14 protein-coding genes are annotated in these 17,831 nt (G+C 74.1%); 6 read left to right on the top strand and 8 right to left on the bottom strand.

The features are described from left to right. Positions 1–433: 433 nt before the first annotated feature. Both ABT053_RS17305 and ABT053_RS17300 read right to left on the bottom strand, forming a co-directional pair. Positions 434–724, bottom strand: coding sequence for a hypothetical protein (locus tag ABT053_RS17305; protein ID WP_350970034.1), 291 nt, complete (start codon positions 722–724; stop codon positions 434–436). A gap of 32 nt (positions 725–756) precedes the next feature. Then, the gene (locus tag ABT053_RS17300) at positions 757–1,209 is read right to left on the bottom strand and encodes a carboxymuconolactone decarboxylase family protein (RefSeq protein ID WP_350970033.1); all 453 of its coding nucleotides are present in this window, start codon (positions 1,207–1,209) and stop codon (positions 757–759) included. Between the two features lie 106 nt (positions 1,210–1,315). Between ABT053_RS17300 and ABT053_RS17295 the strand changes: the two genes are divergently transcribed. Beyond that, complete coding sequence (locus ABT053_RS17295; RefSeq protein WP_350970032.1) at positions 1,316–4,096, top strand: AfsR/SARP family transcriptional regulator; 2,781 nt, start codon at positions 1,316–1,318, stop codon at positions 4,094–4,096. A gap of 48 nt (positions 4,097–4,144) precedes the next feature. Here the strand turns inward: ABT053_RS17295 and ABT053_RS17290 are convergent, their stop codons facing one another. The 3 genes from ABT053_RS17290 to ABT053_RS17280 all read right to left on the bottom strand — a co-directional run bounded on the left by ABT053_RS17290 (position 4,145) and on the right by ABT053_RS17280 (position 8,830). Further along, the gene (locus ABT053_RS17290; RefSeq protein WP_350970031.1) at positions 4,145–4,993 is read right to left on the bottom strand and encodes an SGNH/GDSL hydrolase family protein; all 849 of its coding nucleotides are present in this window, start codon (positions 4,991–4,993) and stop codon (positions 4,145–4,147) included. 219 nt (positions 4,994–5,212) lie between these two features. Further along, positions 5,213–6,091 carry an alpha/beta fold hydrolase gene (locus tag ABT053_RS17285; protein WP_350970030.1) on the bottom strand — a complete coding sequence of 293 codons (879 nt, stop codon included), beginning with the start codon at positions 6,089–6,091 and terminating at the stop codon, positions 5,213–5,215. 3 nt (positions 6,092–6,094) lie between these two features. After that, the gene (locus ABT053_RS17280; protein ID WP_350970029.1) at positions 6,095–8,830 is read right to left on the bottom strand and encodes a helix-turn-helix transcriptional regulator; all 2,736 of its coding nucleotides are present in this window, start codon (positions 8,828–8,830) and stop codon (positions 6,095–6,097) included. Positions 8,831–9,089: 259 nt separating this feature from the next. Here ABT053_RS17280 and ABT053_RS17275 point away from each other — a divergent pair, with 259 nt between their 5' ends. Genes ABT053_RS17275 through ABT053_RS17260 form a run of 4 tightly spaced genes read left to right on the top strand, consistent with a single transcriptional unit; the run spans position 9,090 to position 13,095 of the window. After that, positions 9,090–10,121 carry an ABC transporter substrate-binding protein gene (locus tag ABT053_RS17275; RefSeq protein WP_350970027.1) on the top strand — a complete coding sequence of 344 codons (1,032 nt, stop codon included), beginning with the start codon at positions 9,090–9,092 and terminating at the stop codon, positions 10,119–10,121. A 9-nt stretch (positions 10,122–10,130) separates the two neighbouring features. Beyond that, positions 10,131–11,171: a FecCD family ABC transporter permease gene (locus tag ABT053_RS17270; protein WP_350970026.1), complete on the top strand. Its 1,041-nt coding sequence runs from the start codon at positions 10,131–10,133 to the stop codon at positions 11,169–11,171. Positions 11,172–11,176: 5 nt separating this feature from the next. After that, positions 11,177–12,325: a FecCD family ABC transporter permease gene (locus tag ABT053_RS17265; protein WP_350970025.1), complete on the top strand. Its 1,149-nt coding sequence runs from the start codon at positions 11,177–11,179 to the stop codon at positions 12,323–12,325. After that, on the top strand, positions 12,322–13,095 hold the full coding sequence (locus tag ABT053_RS17260) for an ABC transporter ATP-binding protein (RefSeq protein ID WP_350970024.1): 774 nt from the start codon (positions 12,322–12,324) through the stop codon (positions 13,093–13,095). The genes ABT053_RS17265 and ABT053_RS17260 overlap by 4 nt, the downstream gene beginning before the upstream one ends. A 22-nt stretch (positions 13,096–13,117) precedes the next feature. On the opposite strand, the gene ABT053_RS17255 is transcribed toward ABT053_RS17260, so the two are convergent. Both ABT053_RS17255 and ABT053_RS17250 read right to left on the bottom strand, forming a co-directional pair. Next, entirely contained in the window at positions 13,118–13,921 is an 804-nt protein-coding gene (locus tag ABT053_RS17255) for a MerR family transcriptional regulator (protein ID WP_350970023.1), read from the bottom strand. Then, on the bottom strand, positions 13,914–14,450 hold the full coding sequence (locus tag ABT053_RS17250) for a VOC family protein (protein ID WP_350970022.1): 537 nt from the start codon (positions 14,448–14,450) through the stop codon (positions 13,914–13,916). The genes ABT053_RS17255 and ABT053_RS17250 overlap by 8 nt, the downstream gene beginning before the upstream one ends. A 533-nt stretch (positions 14,451–14,983) precedes the next feature. On the opposite strand from ABT053_RS17250, the gene ABT053_RS17245 reads away from it, so the two are divergent. Continuing rightward, a complete protein-coding gene (locus ABT053_RS17245; protein WP_350970021.1) occupies positions 14,984–15,337 on the top strand; it encodes a hypothetical protein in 354 nt (117 codons plus the stop codon). Positions 15,338–15,486: 149 nt separating this feature from the next. Here ABT053_RS17245 and helR read toward each other — a convergent pair whose 3' ends face one another. Continuing rightward, positions 15,487–17,637, bottom strand: a complete 2,151-nt coding sequence (helR, locus tag ABT053_RS17240) for an RNA polymerase recycling motor ATPase HelR (RefSeq protein WP_350970020.1) — start codon at positions 17,635–17,637, stop codon at positions 15,487–15,489. Positions 17,638–17,831 lie beyond the last annotated feature (194 nt).

Genomic DNA, 17,831 nt, shown 5'->3' with positions numbered 1-17,831 from the left:
GGTGACGCGCCGCGCGGACGGTGAGGGTTCCGTGCGGCTCGCGCGATGCCGTACGGGACATCCGGGTGGCACCTCGGCCCGGACGGACCTGGAGTTCAGGGGGTGGGGAGTCGTTCAGCTCTCGTCATGTCGGGGGCGAACCCGCCCCCGGACACGGAAAGACAGACACGACCAAGATCCCCCGTTCCAGTCACACCCCACACCTTAACGATCTAGCTCCTCCTACGCGATCCGATTTATCCCTTATTTCCCTTTAATGTATGAATTCTGCGTAAATTTGCTTATTTTTTGCAATGGGAAGTTCGGCGAGACCCGGAGGGCGCCCTCCAGGTCTCGCCGCGTGACGAACCGGTCCGGGCGCCGGCCCCCGCCGGTCGGCACCCGGACCGGAGACGACCGGCCGGGGAAGGGCGGCCGGGGGAGCAGCCGGGGCTCAGCGCTCGTCGACGACCCGGCCGTTCAGGGCGGTGCCGTCCCTGGTGAGGGCCATGGTCAGCGGCGCCTCGGGGAAGGTGGGCAGGGCGGCGAGCGCGGCGTCCAGCTGCCCGGGGCTCTCCCAGTACCAGGTGTCGGTGTAGGTGCCGTCCTCGAGACGGATCAGCACGGCGCGGCTGAGCCCGGGGTGCCCCTCCCGGACGGTCGCGATCAGCGAGCTCCGGCGGGCCAGGAACTCCTCCAGGCCCGCGTCGGCGACGAGGTAGCGGTGCGAGCGGACGACGGACATGTCGATTCCTCCTGGTGCGTGGGGACCGGCGCTCACCAGCTGCCGGCGACCTGCCGGATCGGGGCGTTCAGGCGGTTGAAGAGGTTGGTGACGGCGGTCATCAGCAGGATCGAGGCCAGCTGACGCTCGTCGAAGTGGCCGGCGGCGTTGTCCCAGACCTCGTCGGGGACGGCGTCGACGCGGTCGGCCAGCCGGGTCGCGGCCTCGGCCAGCTCCAGCGCGGCCCGCTCGGCGTCGGTGTAGTACGGGGCCTCGCGCCAGGCGGTGACCAGGCCGATGCGCTCGTCGCTCTCGCCGAGCTTGCGCAGGTTCTTCAGACCGGCGTCGACGCAGAAGCTACACCCGTTGATCTGGCTGACCCGCAGGTGGATCATCTCCATGAGCTCCTGGGGAAGCCCCTGGGACTGGGCGGCCCTCATCAGCTCCTGGATCGGCTGGACCGCGGCGGGAACGAGCGTGGCGGGGTTCTTCATCCGGGCTTCCATCGTGTTTCCTCCGTCGGTGTTCGTCTTGGTTCGTGTGAGATTCAGAGTGGCCGCCTGGATTGATACATTCGCTATGCGCGCGCGATGCGACGGCCGGGGAGGGACGATGCTGCGCCTCACCCTTCTGGGACCCGTCCAGCTGATCGCCGACGGCGAGCCCCTGACGGGCGTGGCCCCACGTCACCGGGCCGTCCTGGCCTACCTGCTGCTCAACTCCGGCCGGGTGATCAGCATCGAGCGGCTGATCGACGCGATCTGGGGCCACGACCGGCCCGACACCGCCCGGTCCCAGATCCACGCCTCCGTCACCGCGCTGCGCAGGGTGCTGCGCGGCGCGGGAGCCGCGCAGCTCCTGGAGACGCGCGCCGGCGGCTACGTCGCGCGGCCCGAGCCGGGACAGCTCGACGCGCGGGAGTTCACCGAGCTGGTGTCCGCCGGTGAGCTGCGCCGCGCCCTGGACCTGTGGAGCGGCGAGGCGCTGGAGGACGTGCACGCCCACTACGTCGACGGCGTCCGGGAACTGTGGAGGGACCGGCGGCTGTCGGCGTACGAGCGCCTGGTGGAGGCCGAGCTCGCCGCCGGGCGGCACGGCGAGCTGCTCGACGAGCTCGCCGCCCAGGTGAGCGCCAACCCGCTCCGCGAGAGGCTCGGCGGCCACCTCGTGCTGGCCCTGCACCGGGCCGGGCGCCAGGCCGACGCCCTGGCCGCGGCGCGCTCCTACCGCGGCGCTCTGGCCGAGGCGCAGGGCCTCGACCCCGGGCGCGCCTTCACCGAGCTGGAACGGGCGGTCCTGGCCGACGACCCGGCCCTGCGCCTGGCCGCCGCGACGCCGGTGGCCACCGCCCCGCCGCGCCGCTCCACCTTCCTGCCCTACGACATCCCCGACTTCTCCGGACGGACCGCCGAGCTGGAACGGCTCGCGGGCGGCCACCACGGGCCCGCGGTCGTCACGATCGACGGCATGGCCGGGGTCGGCAAGACCGCGCTCGCCGTCCACGCGGCCCACCGGCTCACCGCCCGCTACCCGGACGGCCGGCTCTTCATCGACCTGCGGGCCCACACCGCCGGCCGCGAACCGGTCGACGCCACCGCCGCCCTGGAGACCCTCCTGCGCCAGCTCGGGGTGCCCGCCGACCGCATCCCGGTCACCGCGGCCGAGCGGGGCGCCCTGTGGCGCGCCGAGCTGGCCGACCGCCGCGTGCTCGCCGTGCTGGACAACGCCCTCGACGCCGAGCACGTGCGCCCCCTGCTGCCGGGACACTCCGACACCCTCGTCCTGGTCACCAGCAGGCGGCGGCTCGTCGACCTCGACGGCGCCCACGCCCTCTCGGTCGACCTGCTGGGGGAGCGGGACGCCGCCGTGCTGTTCGAGCGGATCGTGGGCGAGCGCGCCCACCGCGAGCCGGACGCCGTACGCGAGGTGCTGCGGCTGTGCGGACACCTCCCGCTCGCCATCCGCATCTCGGCCGCCCGACTCCAGCACCGCCCCCGCTGGAGCGTGTCCTACCTCGCGGGCCGGCTGCGCGACCACCGCAGGCTCCTGGACGGGGTGTCGGCGGCCTTCACCCTGTCCTACGAGCACCTCGGCGAGGCCGAACGGCGCATGTTCCGCCTGCTCGGGCTGGTGCCCGGCCGCGACATCGACCCCTGCGGCGCGGCCGCGCTGGCCGGGATCGGGGAGGAGGAGGCCGAGGAGCTCCTCGAAGGACTCCTCGACGCCCACATGCTCCTGCAGCTCGAACCCGGCCGCTACACCTTCCACGACCTGCTCCGCGAGCACGCCCGCTCGATCGCCGAGGACGACGGCGCCGTCATGCGGTTGCTCGCCTACTACCTGCACCGCTCCCGCGCGGCGATGGACCGGCTCTTCCCCGACAGCGTCGCCCAGCGCGAGGGCGTCCCCCAGCCGGCCACCCCGGTCGCGCCCATCCGCGACGCCGCCGAGGCGAGCGCCTGGCTCGACGCCGAACGCTCCAACATCATCGCGACCGCCGTCCACGGCCCCGAGATCTGCCTCGGCCTCCTGGCCCTGACGATGCGCCCCTTCCTCGACCGGCGGGCCCACCACGACGACGCGCTCACCCTGCACACCCTGGCGCTCCGGCGCAGCCGCGCGCTCGGCGACCGCGCCGTCCAGGCGCGGGCCCTCGCCGACCTGGCGTGGACCCACTGGCGGCTCGGCGAGTACGAGCGGGCCGAGGAGCACGCCCACCAGGCCCTCGACATGGGCGAGGAGGCCGGCGAGCGGGCGCGGGCGCTGCTCACGCTGGGCAACGTGGCCCTGCGGCGCCGGGACGGAAAGGCGGAGGGCTACCTCAAGCGGGCGCTCGACCTCACCCGGATCGGCGCCGACACCTGGGGCGAGGCCCACGTGCTCGGCATCCTCGCCCTCGTCCTCGACCGGGCGGGCCGTCCGGAGGAGGCCCGGCGCCACCTGGACCTGGCGCTGGCGCTGCACCGCAAGGTCGGCAACCCGGTCGGGGAGGCGGTGACGCTCAACCACCTCGGCGTCGTCCTGCGGCGCCAGGGCGAGCTCGACGGGGCACGCGCCCGGCACGAGCGGGCCGCGGCCCTCTACCGCGAGCTCGGCAACACCGCCGACGAGGCGGCCGCGCTCAACGGGCTCGCCGAGGCGGCGGGCGACCCGGCGCGGGCGGCCGAGGAGCACGCGGCCGCGCTCGCGCTCGCCGGGCTGACGCGCAACCGGCCGGAGCTGGCGCGCGCCCACGACGGGCTGGCGCGCGCCCACCTCGCGCTCGGCTGCCCGGAGCGGGCCGGGGAGCACGGGCGGCTGGCTCTCGGCCTCTACCGGGAGCTCGGCGTCCCGGAGGCCGAGGAGGTCCGCGCCCTCCTGGAATCAGGCCGGGCAGACCGTCCCCGCCCGTGAGGGCACGGGTGTCTCCTGACGGGCCCTCTGACGGGCGGGGACGGACGGCTACGCGTCGGGGACCGCCACCGGGCTTGACTGGACGGCCTGGTAGGTCACCTCGGCGAGGACCCGCTGACCGCTGGTGTTGGGATGGAAGTAGTCCCAGGTGCTGAGCTGCCCGAGCGTGAAGGGGTAGGAGAAGACGGCGCCGCCGTCGTACCTGCAGGTGCCGTACTCCGCGCAGACCCGGGCGAGCACGCCGTTGAAGTCGACGACCCGCTGCCTGACCCGCTCCCGGCGCGCCTCGTCCCCGGCGGAGGTCGAGCGGGGAGAGGCCAGCATCGACTGGCAGATGCCGAAGGCGGCCCAGGCCGTGCGCGCCGAGGAGCTGTCCTTGCCGACCGACCACAGGCGCTTGATGTCGGGGATGCTGGCGACGAACACCGACGCCTGCGGGATCCCGGCCGCCAGCTCCTGCATCGCCGCCCGGAAGTGGCTCTCGAAGTCGGCCACCGAGGTCATCGACGCCTCCGAGGAGGCGCACGCGTCGTTGGCGCCCATCAGGATCGTCACGTAGTCGACCCCCCGCGAGGCCGCGGTCCGCGCCTGCCCGGCGAGGTCGGCGATCTTCGCGCCCGACCGGGCGTCGTTGTAGGCGACGAGATCGGGGTTCTGCGTCCTGATCCGGTTGCGGTGGCTGTCGACCGAGGTGCTCGACCCGGTCGACCACGACCGGCTGGTGCAGTCGGCGAACCAGCCGCAGGCGTTGAACCCGCGGGTGATGGAGTCGCCCAGCCCGGACATGGAGCCGGGCGGCGCGGCGGAGTCCGAGGCCGCCGTACCGGCGGGGACCAGGGCCCAGCCGAGGGACGCGGCGACGACGAGGGCGATGCGGAGGGCATGGCGTCTGGACAAGGGACCTACCTCTGCCAAGGGGGGTGTGCCGGATGCTGATCGTGCATCGCCCCGGGGCCGCCGTACATAGGGAAAACAGAAAACTTACGCCCCGGTCAAGTTCACGGTCAGAAGCCGGGCGGCCGGGCCTTCCCGGCGGGCCTTTCCGGCGGGCCTTGCGGTGGGCCTTGGGGCGGGCCTTGGGGCGGCGCGGTGTGGAGGGCGCCGCCCGGCCGGGCCTCACCCGGCCGTGTGCGCGTGGACGGCGGCGGCCAGCTCCTCGTGCGTCTGCGGTGGCAGCGTGTGGCCCATCCCCGCCACGATCATCAGCCGCGCCCCCGGGATCTCCTCGGCGATGAGCGCGCCGTGGCCCGGCTTGACCGGCTCGTGGCCGCCCTCGACGACCAGGGTGGGCGCCTTCACCCGGTGCAGCGCGCCGACCGGCTCGAAGTCCGGCCGGGCCGCCGCGGCGAGCCGGTGGTTGGCCGCCGCGGACAGGTCGCGGGCCCGGTCGTGGATCCGTTCCTGCAGCCTGCGTGCCGCGTCCTCGTCGAACGGCAGCCCGGTCCCGTGCAGCAGGCGCTGCTCGGCGATCATGCCGTCGATCCGGGCGCGCCGGTCCCGCGGCGGCGGGGCGGCCATCAGCGCGCGGTAGAAGGCCACGAACTCCGGCGACGGCCCGGGCAGGCTCCCCTCGGGCTGCGGCTCGCCCATCAGGGCCCGCATGAGCACCCGGCCCTCGCCGCCGCCGAGCGGCGAGGAGCCGATGACGGTCAGCGAGCGCACCCGTTCCGGCCGCTCCACCGCGACGAGCTGGCCGAGCAGCCCGCCCGCCGAGTGGCCGACCAGGTGCGCGCTTTCCAGGCCGTGGGCGTCCAGCACGCGGTAGACGTCGTCCTTGACGTCGTCCCACGTGTACGGCTCCGCCGCGAAGTCGACGGTGCCCGACCTGCCGGTGTCGCGGTGGTCGTAGCGGACGACCCGGCGGCCCCCGGTGACGAGGCGGCCGACGAACTCGTCCGGCCACAGGACGCCCTGCGACATCGAACCCATGATCAACAGGATCGGCGCGTCCGTCGCGGCGCCGAACTCCTCACTCCAGATCTTCACGTCACTCATGTCTCAGAGCATGCCGTCCCGCGCCACGGGCGCCTTCTGTAGAACTACCAGTCGCGCCAGTTCCGTACGGGAGCCGATGCCCAGCTTCGGATAGATCTTGTACAGGTGGTACTCGACCGTGCGCGGGCTCAGGAACAGCCGGGCGGCGATCCGCTTGCTCGACAACCCGTCGGCGACCAGGCCCGCGATCCGCGCCTCCTGCGGGGTCAGCGCGTCCAGCACGGCCGGGCGCGGGGCCTGCCCGCTCTCGCCCGCCGCCCGCAGCTCACCGTGCGCGCGCCGTGCCCACGGCCCCGCGCCCGCCCGCTCGAACGTCTCCCACGCCGCCCGCAGATGCGCCCGCGCCTCGCCCGGCCGCTGCGCGCGGCGCAGGCGCTCACCCAGCAGCAGGGCCGTCCTGGCCGCCTCGAACGGGTTGGTGTGCAGCCGCAGCGCCTCGGCGAAGGCGTCCTCGGGGGACTCGGAGGACTCGGAGGACTCGGACGACTCGGGGGACTCGGCCGACTCGGCCAGGCCCCGGCAGCGGGCCAGCAGGGCACGTGACTCGGGCGTCGCGGCGTGCGCCGACCAGCGCCGGTACGTCTCCAGCGCCGCCCGCGCGCCCGCCGCGTCGCCCGCGCCCGCGGCGGCCTCCACGCGATCGGGCGCCGTCCGCCCCACCACGGCGGGGTGCCCGGCGCCCGGTCCCGCCGCGGCGAGGGCGGTGAAACGGTCGTGCGCCGCCGCGTGGCGTCCCAGGCACAGGTCGAGCAGCGCCGGCGCGTACGCGGCCACCCCCGCCCGCAGGCCCACCCGATGCGGCACGGCGATGGCCAGCGCCTCGCGGGCCAGCCGTCCGCAGGCCTCCTCCTCGCCGCGCAGCGCCGCCAGCACCGCCAGGTTGGCCAGGTGCGCGGCCACCGTGTTCTCGTAGCCGGCCTCGCGGGCCAGCTCCAGGCCCTCCTCGGAGACGGCCCGGCTGCTCGCCAGGCGTCCGGCCAGCCGCTCGGCCGTCGCCACGAACTCCAGCACGACGGGCAGCTGCCCGGTCATCCCCGACACCCTGGCCACCCGCCCGGCCCGGTCGGCCATCTCGGCCGCCAGGTCCGGCTCGCCCAGCTGGCCGGCCGCGGCCGCCGCCCACAGGTACTGCGCCGCCTCCTCCAGCTCGCCGGTCCGCGCCAGCGCCCGCCGCAGCAGGACCGGCCCGGCGGCGTCGCCGTCCAGCGTCAGGCCGATCCCGGCCACCGCGTCCCGCAGGAACCCCCCGGGATGCGCCGCCGCCCTGCGCCCGAGCTCGACGACGGCCGCCGTGTCGCCGACGTATGAGGCGGCCTCGACGGCGTCGGCCAGCATCTCCAGGCTGTCGCCCGCCGCCAGGATCCGCACGGCCTCGGCGGCGTCGCCGGAGGTCAGCTCGAACCGGCCCCGGAGCCGGGCGATCTCCATGGCGAGGCCGGTGTCCGCGCCACCCAGGTCGCGGGCCTCGGCCAGCAGCGACTCCGCCTGCCCCGGGCGGCCACCGAGCCAGGCCGCGACGGCGGCGTCCTTCAGGCGGGCGGCACGGGCGCGCGGCTCGGGGGTCAGCTCGGCGGCCCTGGCCAGGGCGGTGGCGGCGGTGGCGTACCCGCCGCGGTCGCGCGCCCGCTCCGCGGCGGCCACCAGCTCGGCGGCGACCGGCTCGTCCTGGCCCGTGGCGGCTCCGGCCAGGTGCCAGGCGCGGCTGTCGCCCTCGGTCACCTCCGCCAGCGCGGCGTGCGCCCGGCGGACGTCGGCGGGGGCGGCGGCCTCGTGCACCGCCGACCGGACGAGCGGATGGCGAAAGCGCACGCGCGTACCCGACAGGACGGCCAGCCCGGACTCCTCCAGCTCGGCCAGCGCGGCCCGGGTTCCCGCCTCGTCCCCGGGCGGTGCCGCCCGCCCGGCGGACAGCCGGGCGGTGGCGCGCAGGGCCGGGCCGAGGTCGGCCTCCAGGGCGGCGGCGAGGGCGAGCAGCCGGGCGGGGGCCGACAGCGCGGCCACCCGGTCGCCGAACAGCCGGACACCGCCGGGCAGCGGGTCGGGCAGCGGTTCGCGTCCGGCGAGCTGCGCGGGTGTCAGGCGGGCGGCGATCTCGTTCAGGGCGAGCGGGTTCGCGCGGGTCAGCGCGATGAGCTCCCGCGCCACCCCGGGCGGCACGCCGTGGCGGGACTGCAGCATCTCGGCCGCCGGGCCGGCGGGCAGGCCGCGCACCTCCACCGCCGACGGCAGGCCCTTGAGCGGAGCGTCCCCGCGCACGGCGAACAGCATCGCGATCCGTTCCGTCCCCAGCCGCCTGGCGGCGAACAGCAGCGCGTCGGCCGAGGCCCGGTCGACCCACTGGAAGTCGTCGACCACGCAGAGGAGCCCGTCCGGCGCGGCGGCCTCGGCGAGCAGCGAGAGCACGCCCGCGCCCAGCAGGAACCGGTCGCCGGCGCCGCCCGCGGCGAGTCCCAGGGCCGCCCCCACGGCGTCGCGCTGCGGTTCGGGCAGCGCGCCGAGCGAGCCGGTCACCGGCCGCAGCACCTGGTGCAGCGCCGCGAACGCGAGGTCGGACTCGGGCTCGGCGCCGGTGGTGCGCAGCACGCGCATCGCGCCGCCTCGCGTGGCCGCCGCGTCGAGCAGGGCGGTCTTGCCCGCGCCCGCCTCGCCCCGTACCACCACCGCGCCGCCGGAGCCGTCACGGGCCCGTGCGATCACCTCGTCGAGCGCGCCGATTTCCGCGGATCTGCCGTAGAGCACGGACACCCACTGTAGGAGGTTCCGCGCGCCGCCCCGCGCGGGGCCCGCACCGGGTCCTGTCCGGGCCGCACCCGGGTCCCGCACGGGCCACACCCGGGTCGCGTACGAGCTCACCCGGGTCGCTTCCGGGGCGGAAATGTGCGAATGGGAGGTGTGTGGCGAAAGGTGCGGGATTGGTCACACCTGTCCGGGGTTGTGGTTTTGGCTAGGCTAACCTAACTTTAGGGCAAAGTTTCCCTTTGCGAGATAGGAACACCGCATGCGCACGTCGCGTCGGGTTCTCGCCGTGGCGGCGCTGGGCCTTGCGCTCACCGGTTGCGGTGCACAGAATCCCCCCGCCACCCCGGGTGCCCAGCCGTCCTCGGCCGCCCAGCCCTCGTCGGCCGGTCCGTGGTCGTTCACCGACGGCTCCGGCGAGACCGTCAAGGCCGACAAGACCCCCACCCGGATCATCGCGCACGCGGGTGAGGCGGCCGCGCTGATGTCGTTCGGCATCAAGCCGGTCGGCATCTACGCCGACGAGCCGGTCAAGACCGACCCCAACCTGAAGGACCTCGACCTGTCCGGGATCGAGCTCCTCGGCCAGGAGTGGGGGAAGATCGACGTGGAGAAGGCGGCCGGGCTGCGGCCGGACCTGATCGTCGCGGACTGGTGGCCCGCCGAGAAGGCGCACAGCGGCCTGGAGGAAGGGGTCGACGAGAAGAGCAAGAAGCTCGCCGAGCTCGCTCCCGTGGTGGGCGTCTCCCAGGGCAAGTCCATCGAGGACCTCGCCGAGGGCTACGAGAGCCTCGCCAAGAGCCTGGGCGCCAAGGTGGACGCCCCCGAGATCGCCGCGAACAAGAAGCGCTTCGAGGAGTCGGTCGGGAAGTTCAAGGCGGCGGTCGCGGCCAAGCCCGGCCTGACGGCCCTGGGCATGTCGCCCGCCGACGACAAGCTCTACGCCGCCAACCCCGAGTACGCGCCCGAGCTGCTGGACTTCCAGCGCTGGGGGCTGAAGGTGATCAACCCGGCCGAGCCGGACCCGGGTTTCCCGTACTGGGAGAACCTCAGCTGGGAGAACGCCGACAAGTACCAGCCCGACCTCATCCTGTTCGACGGCCGCTCCTTCACGCCCACGGCCAACGCCGAGTGGGCCAAGAAGCAGCCCACCTGGTTCAAGATCAAGGCGGCCAAGGCCGGTGCGGTGGCGGCGTGGCCGGCGTACTGGCTGCACACCTTCGGCGACTTCGCCACCGAGGTGGACAAGCTCACCGAGGCGATCAAGGTCGCTGACGAGAACCTCGGCGACTGATCCCCTCCGATGTCCAGCACGCTTTCCCCCAGCACGTTCTCGACACGACGGGCCCCGCTCCTCGGGCTCGGGCTCGTCGCGCTCTGCGTCCTGCTCGCCGCGGTGGCGTTCCTCAGCGTGACCTTCGGCTCGCGCGACATCGGCCTGCCCGACGTCCTGCGGGCGCTGGGCGGCCTCGGGGCCGACGAGTCGATCACCAGCACGGTGACCCTGGAGCTGCGCGTGCCGCGCACGCTCCTGGGCGTCCTGGTGGGCGCGGCCCTGGGCCTGGCGGGCGCGATCCTGCAGGGCGTCACGCGCAACCCGCTCGCCGACGCCGGGATCATGGGGATCAACTCCGGCGCGGCCGTCCTGGTGGTCTTCGCGTTCACCGTCCTGGGGATCCGGGGCGTGAACGTCTACATCTGGTTCGCCTTCGCGGGCGCGATCGCCGCGACCCTGCTGGGGTACGCGATCGCGTCGATGGGCCGCGAGGGCGCCACCCCCGTCAAGCTGGCCCTCGCCGGCGCGGCGGTCACCGCCGGCCTCGGCTCCGTCACCTCGGGCATCGTCATGACCGACGTCGACGCGCTGAACGAGCTGCGTTTCTGGCAGGTCGGCTCGCTCGCCGGCCGCTACGCCCCGATCCTGACCGGGGTCGCGCCGTTCCTGATCGCGGGCCTGGTCGCGGCGCTGTTCCTGGGCAGGGCGCTCAACGGGCTCGCGCTCGGCGAGGACGTCGCGCGGGGGCTCGGCCAGCGGGTCGGCCTCACCAGGATCGTCGCCTTCGGGATCGTCGCGGTCCTCGCCGGCGCGGCCACGGCGGCCTGCGGGCCGATCGTCTTCGTCGGGCTGGTGGTACCCCACCTCGCGCGGGCGCTCTGCGGCCCTGACCACCGCTGGATCCTGCCGTACTCGATGCTGCTGGCGCCGATCGTGCTGCTGCTGGCCGACGTGCTCGGCCGGGTCGCGGGCGCGCCCGGTGAGCTGCAGGTCGGGGTGGTCCTCGGGGTGCTCGGCGCGCCGGTCTTCGTGGTGATCGTGCGCTACGGCCGGCTGTCGGAGGTGTGACGACGATGGCGGCCACGACTCACGACACCCCCGACACCCCCGACACCCCCGCGACCCACGCGACCCCCGAGACCCACGCGGCTCCCGAGACCCCCGACACTCGCGACACTCGCGACGCCCTCGCGGCCGTCTTCGGCGCGGTCCGCGCCAACCGGCGCGGCCGTACGGCCCGGATCGCGGTGGTGACCTCCGCGCTCGCCGCGGCCGTCGCCACCCTGTTCGTGGTGACGATGATGGTGGGCAGCTTCCGGCTGTCGGCCGCCGAGGTGGTCGGGTCACTGCTGGGCACGATCGACGACCCGAGCCTCGACTTCGTCGTCCTGGGCCTGCGGCTGCCCACCGCCGCGACCGCGCTCGCGGTCGGGCTCGCCCTCGGCGCGTCCGGGACGATCTTCCAGCAGCTGCTGCGCAACCCGCTCGCCTCACCCGACTTCGTCGGCATCTCCTCGGGCGCCGGCCTGGCCGCGGTCACCGGCCTGGTGTTCCTGCACGTCAGCGGCATCGCCATCGCCGGGCTCGCGCTGGGCGGGGCCGTCGTGGCCGCGCTGCTGATGTACGTGCTCGCCTGGCGCGACGGCGTGAGCGGCTACCGCTTCATCCTGATCGGCATCGGCGTGGCGGCCTTCTTCGAGGGGCTCACCGGGTTCGTGCTGACCCGCGCCCAGCTGTTCGAGGCGCGTCAGGCGATGCACTGGCTGACCGGCTCGGTCGGGCAGGCCAGCGACACCGAGCTGCGGCTCCTGCTCGGCGCGCTGGCCGTCCTGCTGCCCCTGGCCATGCTGCTGCAACGGCAGCTTCGCGTGCTCGAACTCGGCGACGACGCCGCGCGGGGGCTGGGCGTGCCCACCGAGCTCGCCCGCGCTGGCCTGCTGGCCACCGCGGTGATCCTGGTCGCGCTCGCCGTCGCGGCGGCCGGGCCCCTCGTCTTCGTCGCGCTCGTCGCCGGGCCGATCGCCAACCGGCTGCTGGGCCCGGCCACCGGCGGCATCGTCGCCGCCGCCCTGGTGGGCGCGGCGGTCCTGCTCACCGCCGACCTGGTCGCCGTGCACCTGCTGCCGGTGGCACTGCCCACCGGCGTGGTCACCGGCGCGGTCGGCGCGCCGTACCTGCTGTGGCTGCTCGCCACCACCAACAGACAAGGAGCGGGCGGATGAGCCGTCTGCGCGCCGAGGGCCTGTCCCTGGGCTACGACGACCGGGCCGTCATCACCGGCCTCGACGTCTCCGTCCTCGACGGGAGGATCACCGCGATCGTCGGCGCCAACGCCTGCGGCAAGTCGACGCTGCTGCGCGGCCTGGCCCGGCTCCTCAAACCACGCGAGGGAGTCGTGTACCTCGACGACAGGGCGCTCGCCGAGCTGAGCACCCTCGACGTGGCCAAGGTGCTCGGCCTGCTGCCGCAGACCCCCGTGGCGCCCGACGGCATCACGGTCGCCGACCTGGTCTCGCGCGGCCGTTACCCGCACCAGGGCTGGTTTCGCCGGTGGACCGGCCGCGACCACGAGGCGGTGACCCGGGCGCTGGCCGCGACCGACACGGCCGACCTGATCGACCGCCCGCTGCGCGCCCTGTCGGGCGGGCAGCGGCAGCGGGTCTGGGTCGCCATGGCGCTCGCCCAGGACACCGACCTGCTGCTGCTCGACGAGCCCACCACGTTCCTGGACATCAACCACCAGGTGGAGCTGCTGCGGCTGCTGCGCAGGCTCAACACCGAGTCCGGCAAGACCATCGTCGCCGTGCTGCACGACCTCAACCTCGCCTCCCGCTTCTGCGACCACATCATCGCGATGGCCGGCGGCGCCGTCGTCGCAGAGGGGTCCCCGGCCGAGGTGATCACCGCCGAGCTGGTCGAGAAGGTCTTCGGCCTCTCCTGCGTGATCGTCCCCGACCCGGTCGCCGGAACCCCCATCGTGGTGCCCGCCTAGCCGCGCCCGGTCACGACGCGTCCTACCGCCAGGTCGCGGTGTCGGGGTCGATGCCGTGGGCGCGCGCGGCGGCGTCGATGATCCGGCGCAGCCAGGAGGCGAGGCCGGCGCGGACGCCGTCGTAGTGGGCGGCGAATCCCGGCTCGGCCTCGTACATGCGGCCGAGACAGACCTGCATCTGCCTGGTGAGGGGGAAGTACGAGGAGAAGACCTCGCGGTGCCGCTCGACGAGCCGGTTCGCCTCCGGGCTGCCGGGGATGACACCGGCCTCCATCGCGTCCCCGAGGGCGCGGTCGAGCCCGGCGACGGCGTCGGCGACGGCCTGCCACTCCTCCGGGCCGCGAGAGGCCGAGAGTTCGGCGTAGCGCAGCCACTGCGTCGTACCCCCGTAGCGCCGGCGGGCCTGGGCGGGCCAGTCCGGGTCCCACAGCGGGCCGAAGATCGCGGCCTGCTGCTCGGCGGTCAGCAGCAGGCCGTGCTCGTGGGCGTCGATCATGCGATCCAGCCCGTCGCCGAGTCGCTGGAGGCGGTCGATCCGTTCGGCGATCTGGGCGCGCTGCGCGCGCAACGCGCCGGTCACGTCCGCGGCCGAGTCGTCCAGGACGGCCCGGATCCTGTCCAGGCCGAGACCGAGCTCGCGGTAGACGACGACGCGGTGCAGGCGTTCCAGGTCACCGGCGGTGTAGAGCCGGTATCCGGCGGCCGTGCGCAGCGACGGCCGCGCCAGGCCGACCTCGTCCCAGTGGTGCAGCGCGCGGACCGTCACGCCCAGACGCGCCGAGACCTGACCGACGGTCAGGCCATCGGTGTCGGTGACATCAGGCATGCTCCCCATTGTCGCCGCGACCGGCGCCCGGCGCGGTGATCCCGATGGCCTCGAGGTTCCGCGCCTCCTGACTGGCCGGATCGAAGGGCTTCGCCGCGGTGAGGACGATCCGCGCGTTCTCGGGGGTGATCACCGTCACGTCGCGGGTGTTCCAGGGGGTGTCCCGCGGGCCGTCGACCGAGTCCGGGCGCAGCGCGCGGCAGGCCTCGACGAGGGAATCGACCTGGTCGAGCACGCACGCGAAACTGAGGCTCATCGCCGGTGGCCGCTCCGGATCGCTCTCCGCCGAGACGAGGAGCACGTCCTGGAACGCCCACCGGCGCAGATGCACGAGCCTGCCGGGGATGCCGAACAGCTCGAAGAACCCGAGGCCACGAACCCAGAAGTCCGTCGACGTCGCCAGGTCGCTCGTGGGGATCGTCGCGAACGCGGGCATTCCGTAGATGCCGCGGAACGGCTCGGGCGCGACCGCGTCGGGGCCGGGGGCGGGTACGGGACTCATCTCGAAGGCGTTGTAGTAGTCGCTCACGCGCCTCACCCTCCAGCCTCACGCGGCGTGAGGGTCAAGCCGGGCCGCTGCCCCGCGCGACCCGTACCGGGGTCACCCGGGGCCGGACGGCCGGGGAAAGGCGGCGATCACGATGACGGCCAGGGGGGTGAGAATGGCGGGCTTCGGTTCCGGTACGGGCGATCCGGCGTCCGTCATTGCCTTTGACGCGACGAGCAGTCGATGAGCCGTTGACGAGCCGTCGATATCGGCCGGGAAACGCGGAGGTAATGGGGAGACCGGGGACGCTCGATCGCTGTTTGCCCAGGTATCAGAGGCGAAGTCGGCTTTGTCGCCCAAGCCGTGCCGGTGGTCTCCGCCCCCGGATAACCCCCGGCTTTCTTTCCGCCGGGATCCCGGACCAAGGCTTTGTGGTGTTCGGGGCGAAAGTCCATATATCTGAGAACTAGCGTCTTACGTGACGTCGATTAACTGGTTTTTATGCAAATCGCGTTGGCGTTGTGCAAGCCCCGGAAGCAGGCCGGGACCGGACATCGGACACGGAGTGATCTTTCATGTTCAAGCAGGCTCTCGTTACCAGCGCACTGATGGCCTCCGGCCTCATCGTCGCCATGACGATGTCGGCCCAGCCCGCCGGGGCAAGGTCGGCCCAGCCCGCCGAGGGGATGTCGGCCCAGTCCGCCGAGGCGATGTCGGCTCAGCCCGCCGGGGCGGGCGCGACGACCGGGGAAGCCGCCCCGACGCGCCTGCTCATGGACGATCCTCCGCCGTGGCACCAGCATCATTCCTGGCCCGGCGGCCACCACCATCACTCCTGGCCGGGACACCATCACCACTCCTGGCCCGGTCATCACCATCACCCCTGGCCGGAGCACCACCACCATCACTGGCCCTATGGTCACCACTAGGATCCCTTCTCCGGGGCTCGTGGCGCGGGTTTCAGCGGGGGACGGGGGCGCCACCGACGGGGCGGGAGCGGGCTTTCGGCCGGGCCGTTTCCCGGCCGGCTTTCCGGCCCCCGTTCCGGCTCGCGTTCCGGCCCCCGTTTCGGCCGGTGTCAGGAGCTCGTGAGGACGACGAGCCGCTGGGTCGCGCGGGTCATGGCGACGTAGCGGTCGACCGCTCCCTCGACGCCCTCGCCGAACGCCTCCGGGTCGACGAGGACGACCAGGTCGAACTCGAGCCCCTTGGCCAGCTCCGGGGTGAGCGACCGGACGCGGGACGTCCCCCGGAACGTGGGGTCGCCGATGACGCAGGCGATCCCGTCGGCGTGCGCGGCGAGCCAGCCGTCGAGGATCGGGCCCAGCTCCGAGACGGGCCCGCGTACGACGGGAGCGTCGCCGCCGCGGATGGACGTCGGCACGTTGGCGTCCGGGAGCACGGCCCGGATGACCGGCTCGGCCTCCGCCATGATCTCCGCCGGGGTCCGGTAGTTGACGCTCAGGGAGGCCAGGTCGATCCGGTCGAGCCCGATCCGCTCCAGCCGTTCCCGCCACGACTCCGTGAACCCGTGCCTGGCCTGCGCGCGGTCCCCGACGATGGTGAAGCTGCGGGACGGGCAGCGCAGCAGCAGCATCTGCCACTCCGCGTCGGTCAGCTCCTGGGCCTCGTCCACGACGACGTGCGCGAACGGGCCGGCGAGCAGGTCCGGCTCGGCGCCGGGGATCACGTTCTCGTCGACCAGGGCGTCCTTCATGTCCTGCCCGCGCAGCATCGTCACCGCGCCCTCGCCGTCGTCGTCGGCCTCCAGCAGGGCGTCGACGACCGTGGCCATGCGCTCGCGTTCGGCCGCGACGGAGGCCTCGTGGCGGCGCCTGCGCCGTGAGGCCTCCGGGTCGCCGAGCCGCTGCCGCGCCGCGTCCAGGAGCGGCAGGTCCGACACCGTCCAGGCCTGGGCGTTCTCGCGCCGCAGCCGCCGGACGTCGTCGGGGCCGAGCCAGGGGGCGCACATCCGCAGGTAGGCGGGCACCGACCACAGGTCCCCGACGAGGTCGGCCGCATCGAGCAGCGGCCAGGCGCGGTTGAAGACCGTGAGCAGCTCCCTGTTGCGCAGCAGCGACCTGCGGAGCAGGTGGGCCGGGGCCTCCTCGTCGCCGTGCCTGTCGACCAGGATCGTGAGCAGCTCCTCCCAGATCCGGTCGCGCGCCTCGTTGTGCGGCGTACCGGGTTCGGCCGCCTCGAACGCCTCGGCCCAGTCGGCGGCGCTCAGCCGGATGTCGGACCAGTCGGTCGTGACCGTCATCCCCTCGGCGGGCGGGTTCTCGTAGAACCTGACGGCCGGCTCGATCGCCCGGACCAGGTCCGCGGACGACTTCAGGCGGGCCACCTCCGGGTCGGTCTCGATCGTCGCCTCGGCTCCCTCGGCGACGAGGTCGCGCAGGGTGCAGGTCCGTACGCCCTCCTCCCCGAGGCTGGGCAGGACGTCGGCGACGTAGGCCAGGTAGGGCTGGTGCGGGCCGACGAACAGCACGCCGCCCCGGTGGTGGCCGAGGCGGGGGTCGGAGTAGAGGAGGTAGGCGGAGCGGTGCAGGGCGACGACGGTCTTGCCCGTCCCCGGGCCGCCGTCGACGACGAGGGCGCCACGGGATCCGGCGCGGATGATGGCGTCCTGGTCGGCCTGGATGGTGCCGAGCACGTCGCGCATCCGGGGCGAGCGGTCCGCGCCCAGGCTGGCGATGAAGGCGGACTGGTCGTCGAGCGCGGCGTGCCCCTCGAACCCCTCCGAGGCGAACACCTCGTCCCAGTAGTCGCTGATCCGGCCGCGGGTCCAGCGGTACCTGCGGCGGCTCGCCAGGCCCATCGGGTTGGCGTGGGTGGCCCCGAAGAACGGCTCGGCCGCGGGGGAGCGCCAGTCGAGCAGCAGCCGGCGGCCCGCGCTGTCGGTGAGGCCGAGCCGCCCGATGTACACCGGTTCGGGGTCGTCCGCGCCGACCATGTGCCCGAGGCACAGGTCCAGGCCGAAGCGGCGCAGGGTGCGCAGGCGGGCGGTGAGCCGGTGGATCTCCAGGTCCCGGTCCAGCACCTGCCGTCCCTTGCCGCCGGGCGCCCTGCGCTCGGCGTCGAGGCGGCCGGACAGGTCGGTGATCGACTGCTCCAGGCTCTCCGCGATGGCCGCGAAGTGCCGCTCGTCCCCGGCGATCAGCGCCGGGCCGGCCTTGGGGGAGAGGTGGTCGGGAAGGTCAAACGCGCTGGTGGTCAGCGGGTTCACGTCATCGGCTCCGATCTGAGGTCGCGTGCGACCGTCGCGCGTGGCAGGGCGTACGGACCGGCGTGACGAACCCGGCGGTCGTGCCGGGCGGTGCTCCGCCCCCCCCCCCCCCCCGGCGCCGGACCCCGCCCCGTGGGCCACAACAACCGCGTTTAATAGAAAGATGGGGGAGGGTTGGGGTTGTGGTGGGGTGG

It is taken from the genome of Streptosporangium sp. NPDC002524, assembly GCF_040295985.1.
GTDB lineage: Bacteria > Actinomycetota > Actinomycetes > Streptosporangiales > Streptosporangiaceae > Streptosporangium.
Note: the sequence above shows the minus strand (reverse complement) of the source record. Positions and strands in the feature narration are given on the sequence as shown.

Bases quoted from the DNA above. Each gene is read 5' to 3' on its own strand.
- ABT053_RS17305 (WP_350970034.1), bottom strand. From the start codon at position 724: ATGTCCGTCGTCCGCTCGCACCGCTACCTCGTCGCCGACGCGGGCCTG.
- ABT053_RS17300 (WP_350970033.1), bottom strand. From the start codon at position 1,209: ATGGAAGCCCGGATGAAGAACCCCGCCACGCTCGTTCCCGCCGCGGTC.
- ABT053_RS17295 (WP_350970032.1), top strand. From the start codon at position 1,316: ATGCTGCGCCTCACCCTTCTGGGACCCGTCCAGCTGATCGCCGACGGC.
- ABT053_RS17285 (WP_350970030.1), bottom strand. From the start codon at position 6,091: ATGAGTGACGTGAAGATCTGGAGTGAGGAGTTCGGCGCCGCGACGGAC.
- ABT053_RS17275 (WP_350970027.1), top strand. From the start codon at position 9,090: ATGCGCACGTCGCGTCGGGTTCTCGCCGTGGCGGCGCTGGGCCTTGCG.
- ABT053_RS17270 (WP_350970026.1), top strand. From the start codon at position 10,131: ATGTCCAGCACGCTTTCCCCCAGCACGTTCTCGACACGACGGGCCCCG.
- ABT053_RS17265 (WP_350970025.1), top strand. From the start codon at position 11,177: ATGGCGGCCACGACTCACGACACCCCCGACACCCCCGACACCCCCGCG.
- ABT053_RS17260 (WP_350970024.1), top strand. From the start codon at position 12,322: ATGAGCCGTCTGCGCGCCGAGGGCCTGTCCCTGGGCTACGACGACCGG.
- ABT053_RS17255 (WP_350970023.1), bottom strand. From the start codon at position 13,921: ATGCCTGATGTCACCGACACCGATGGCCTGACCGTCGGTCAGGTCTCG.
- ABT053_RS17245 (WP_350970021.1), top strand. From the start codon at position 14,984: ATGTTCAAGCAGGCTCTCGTTACCAGCGCACTGATGGCCTCCGGCCTC.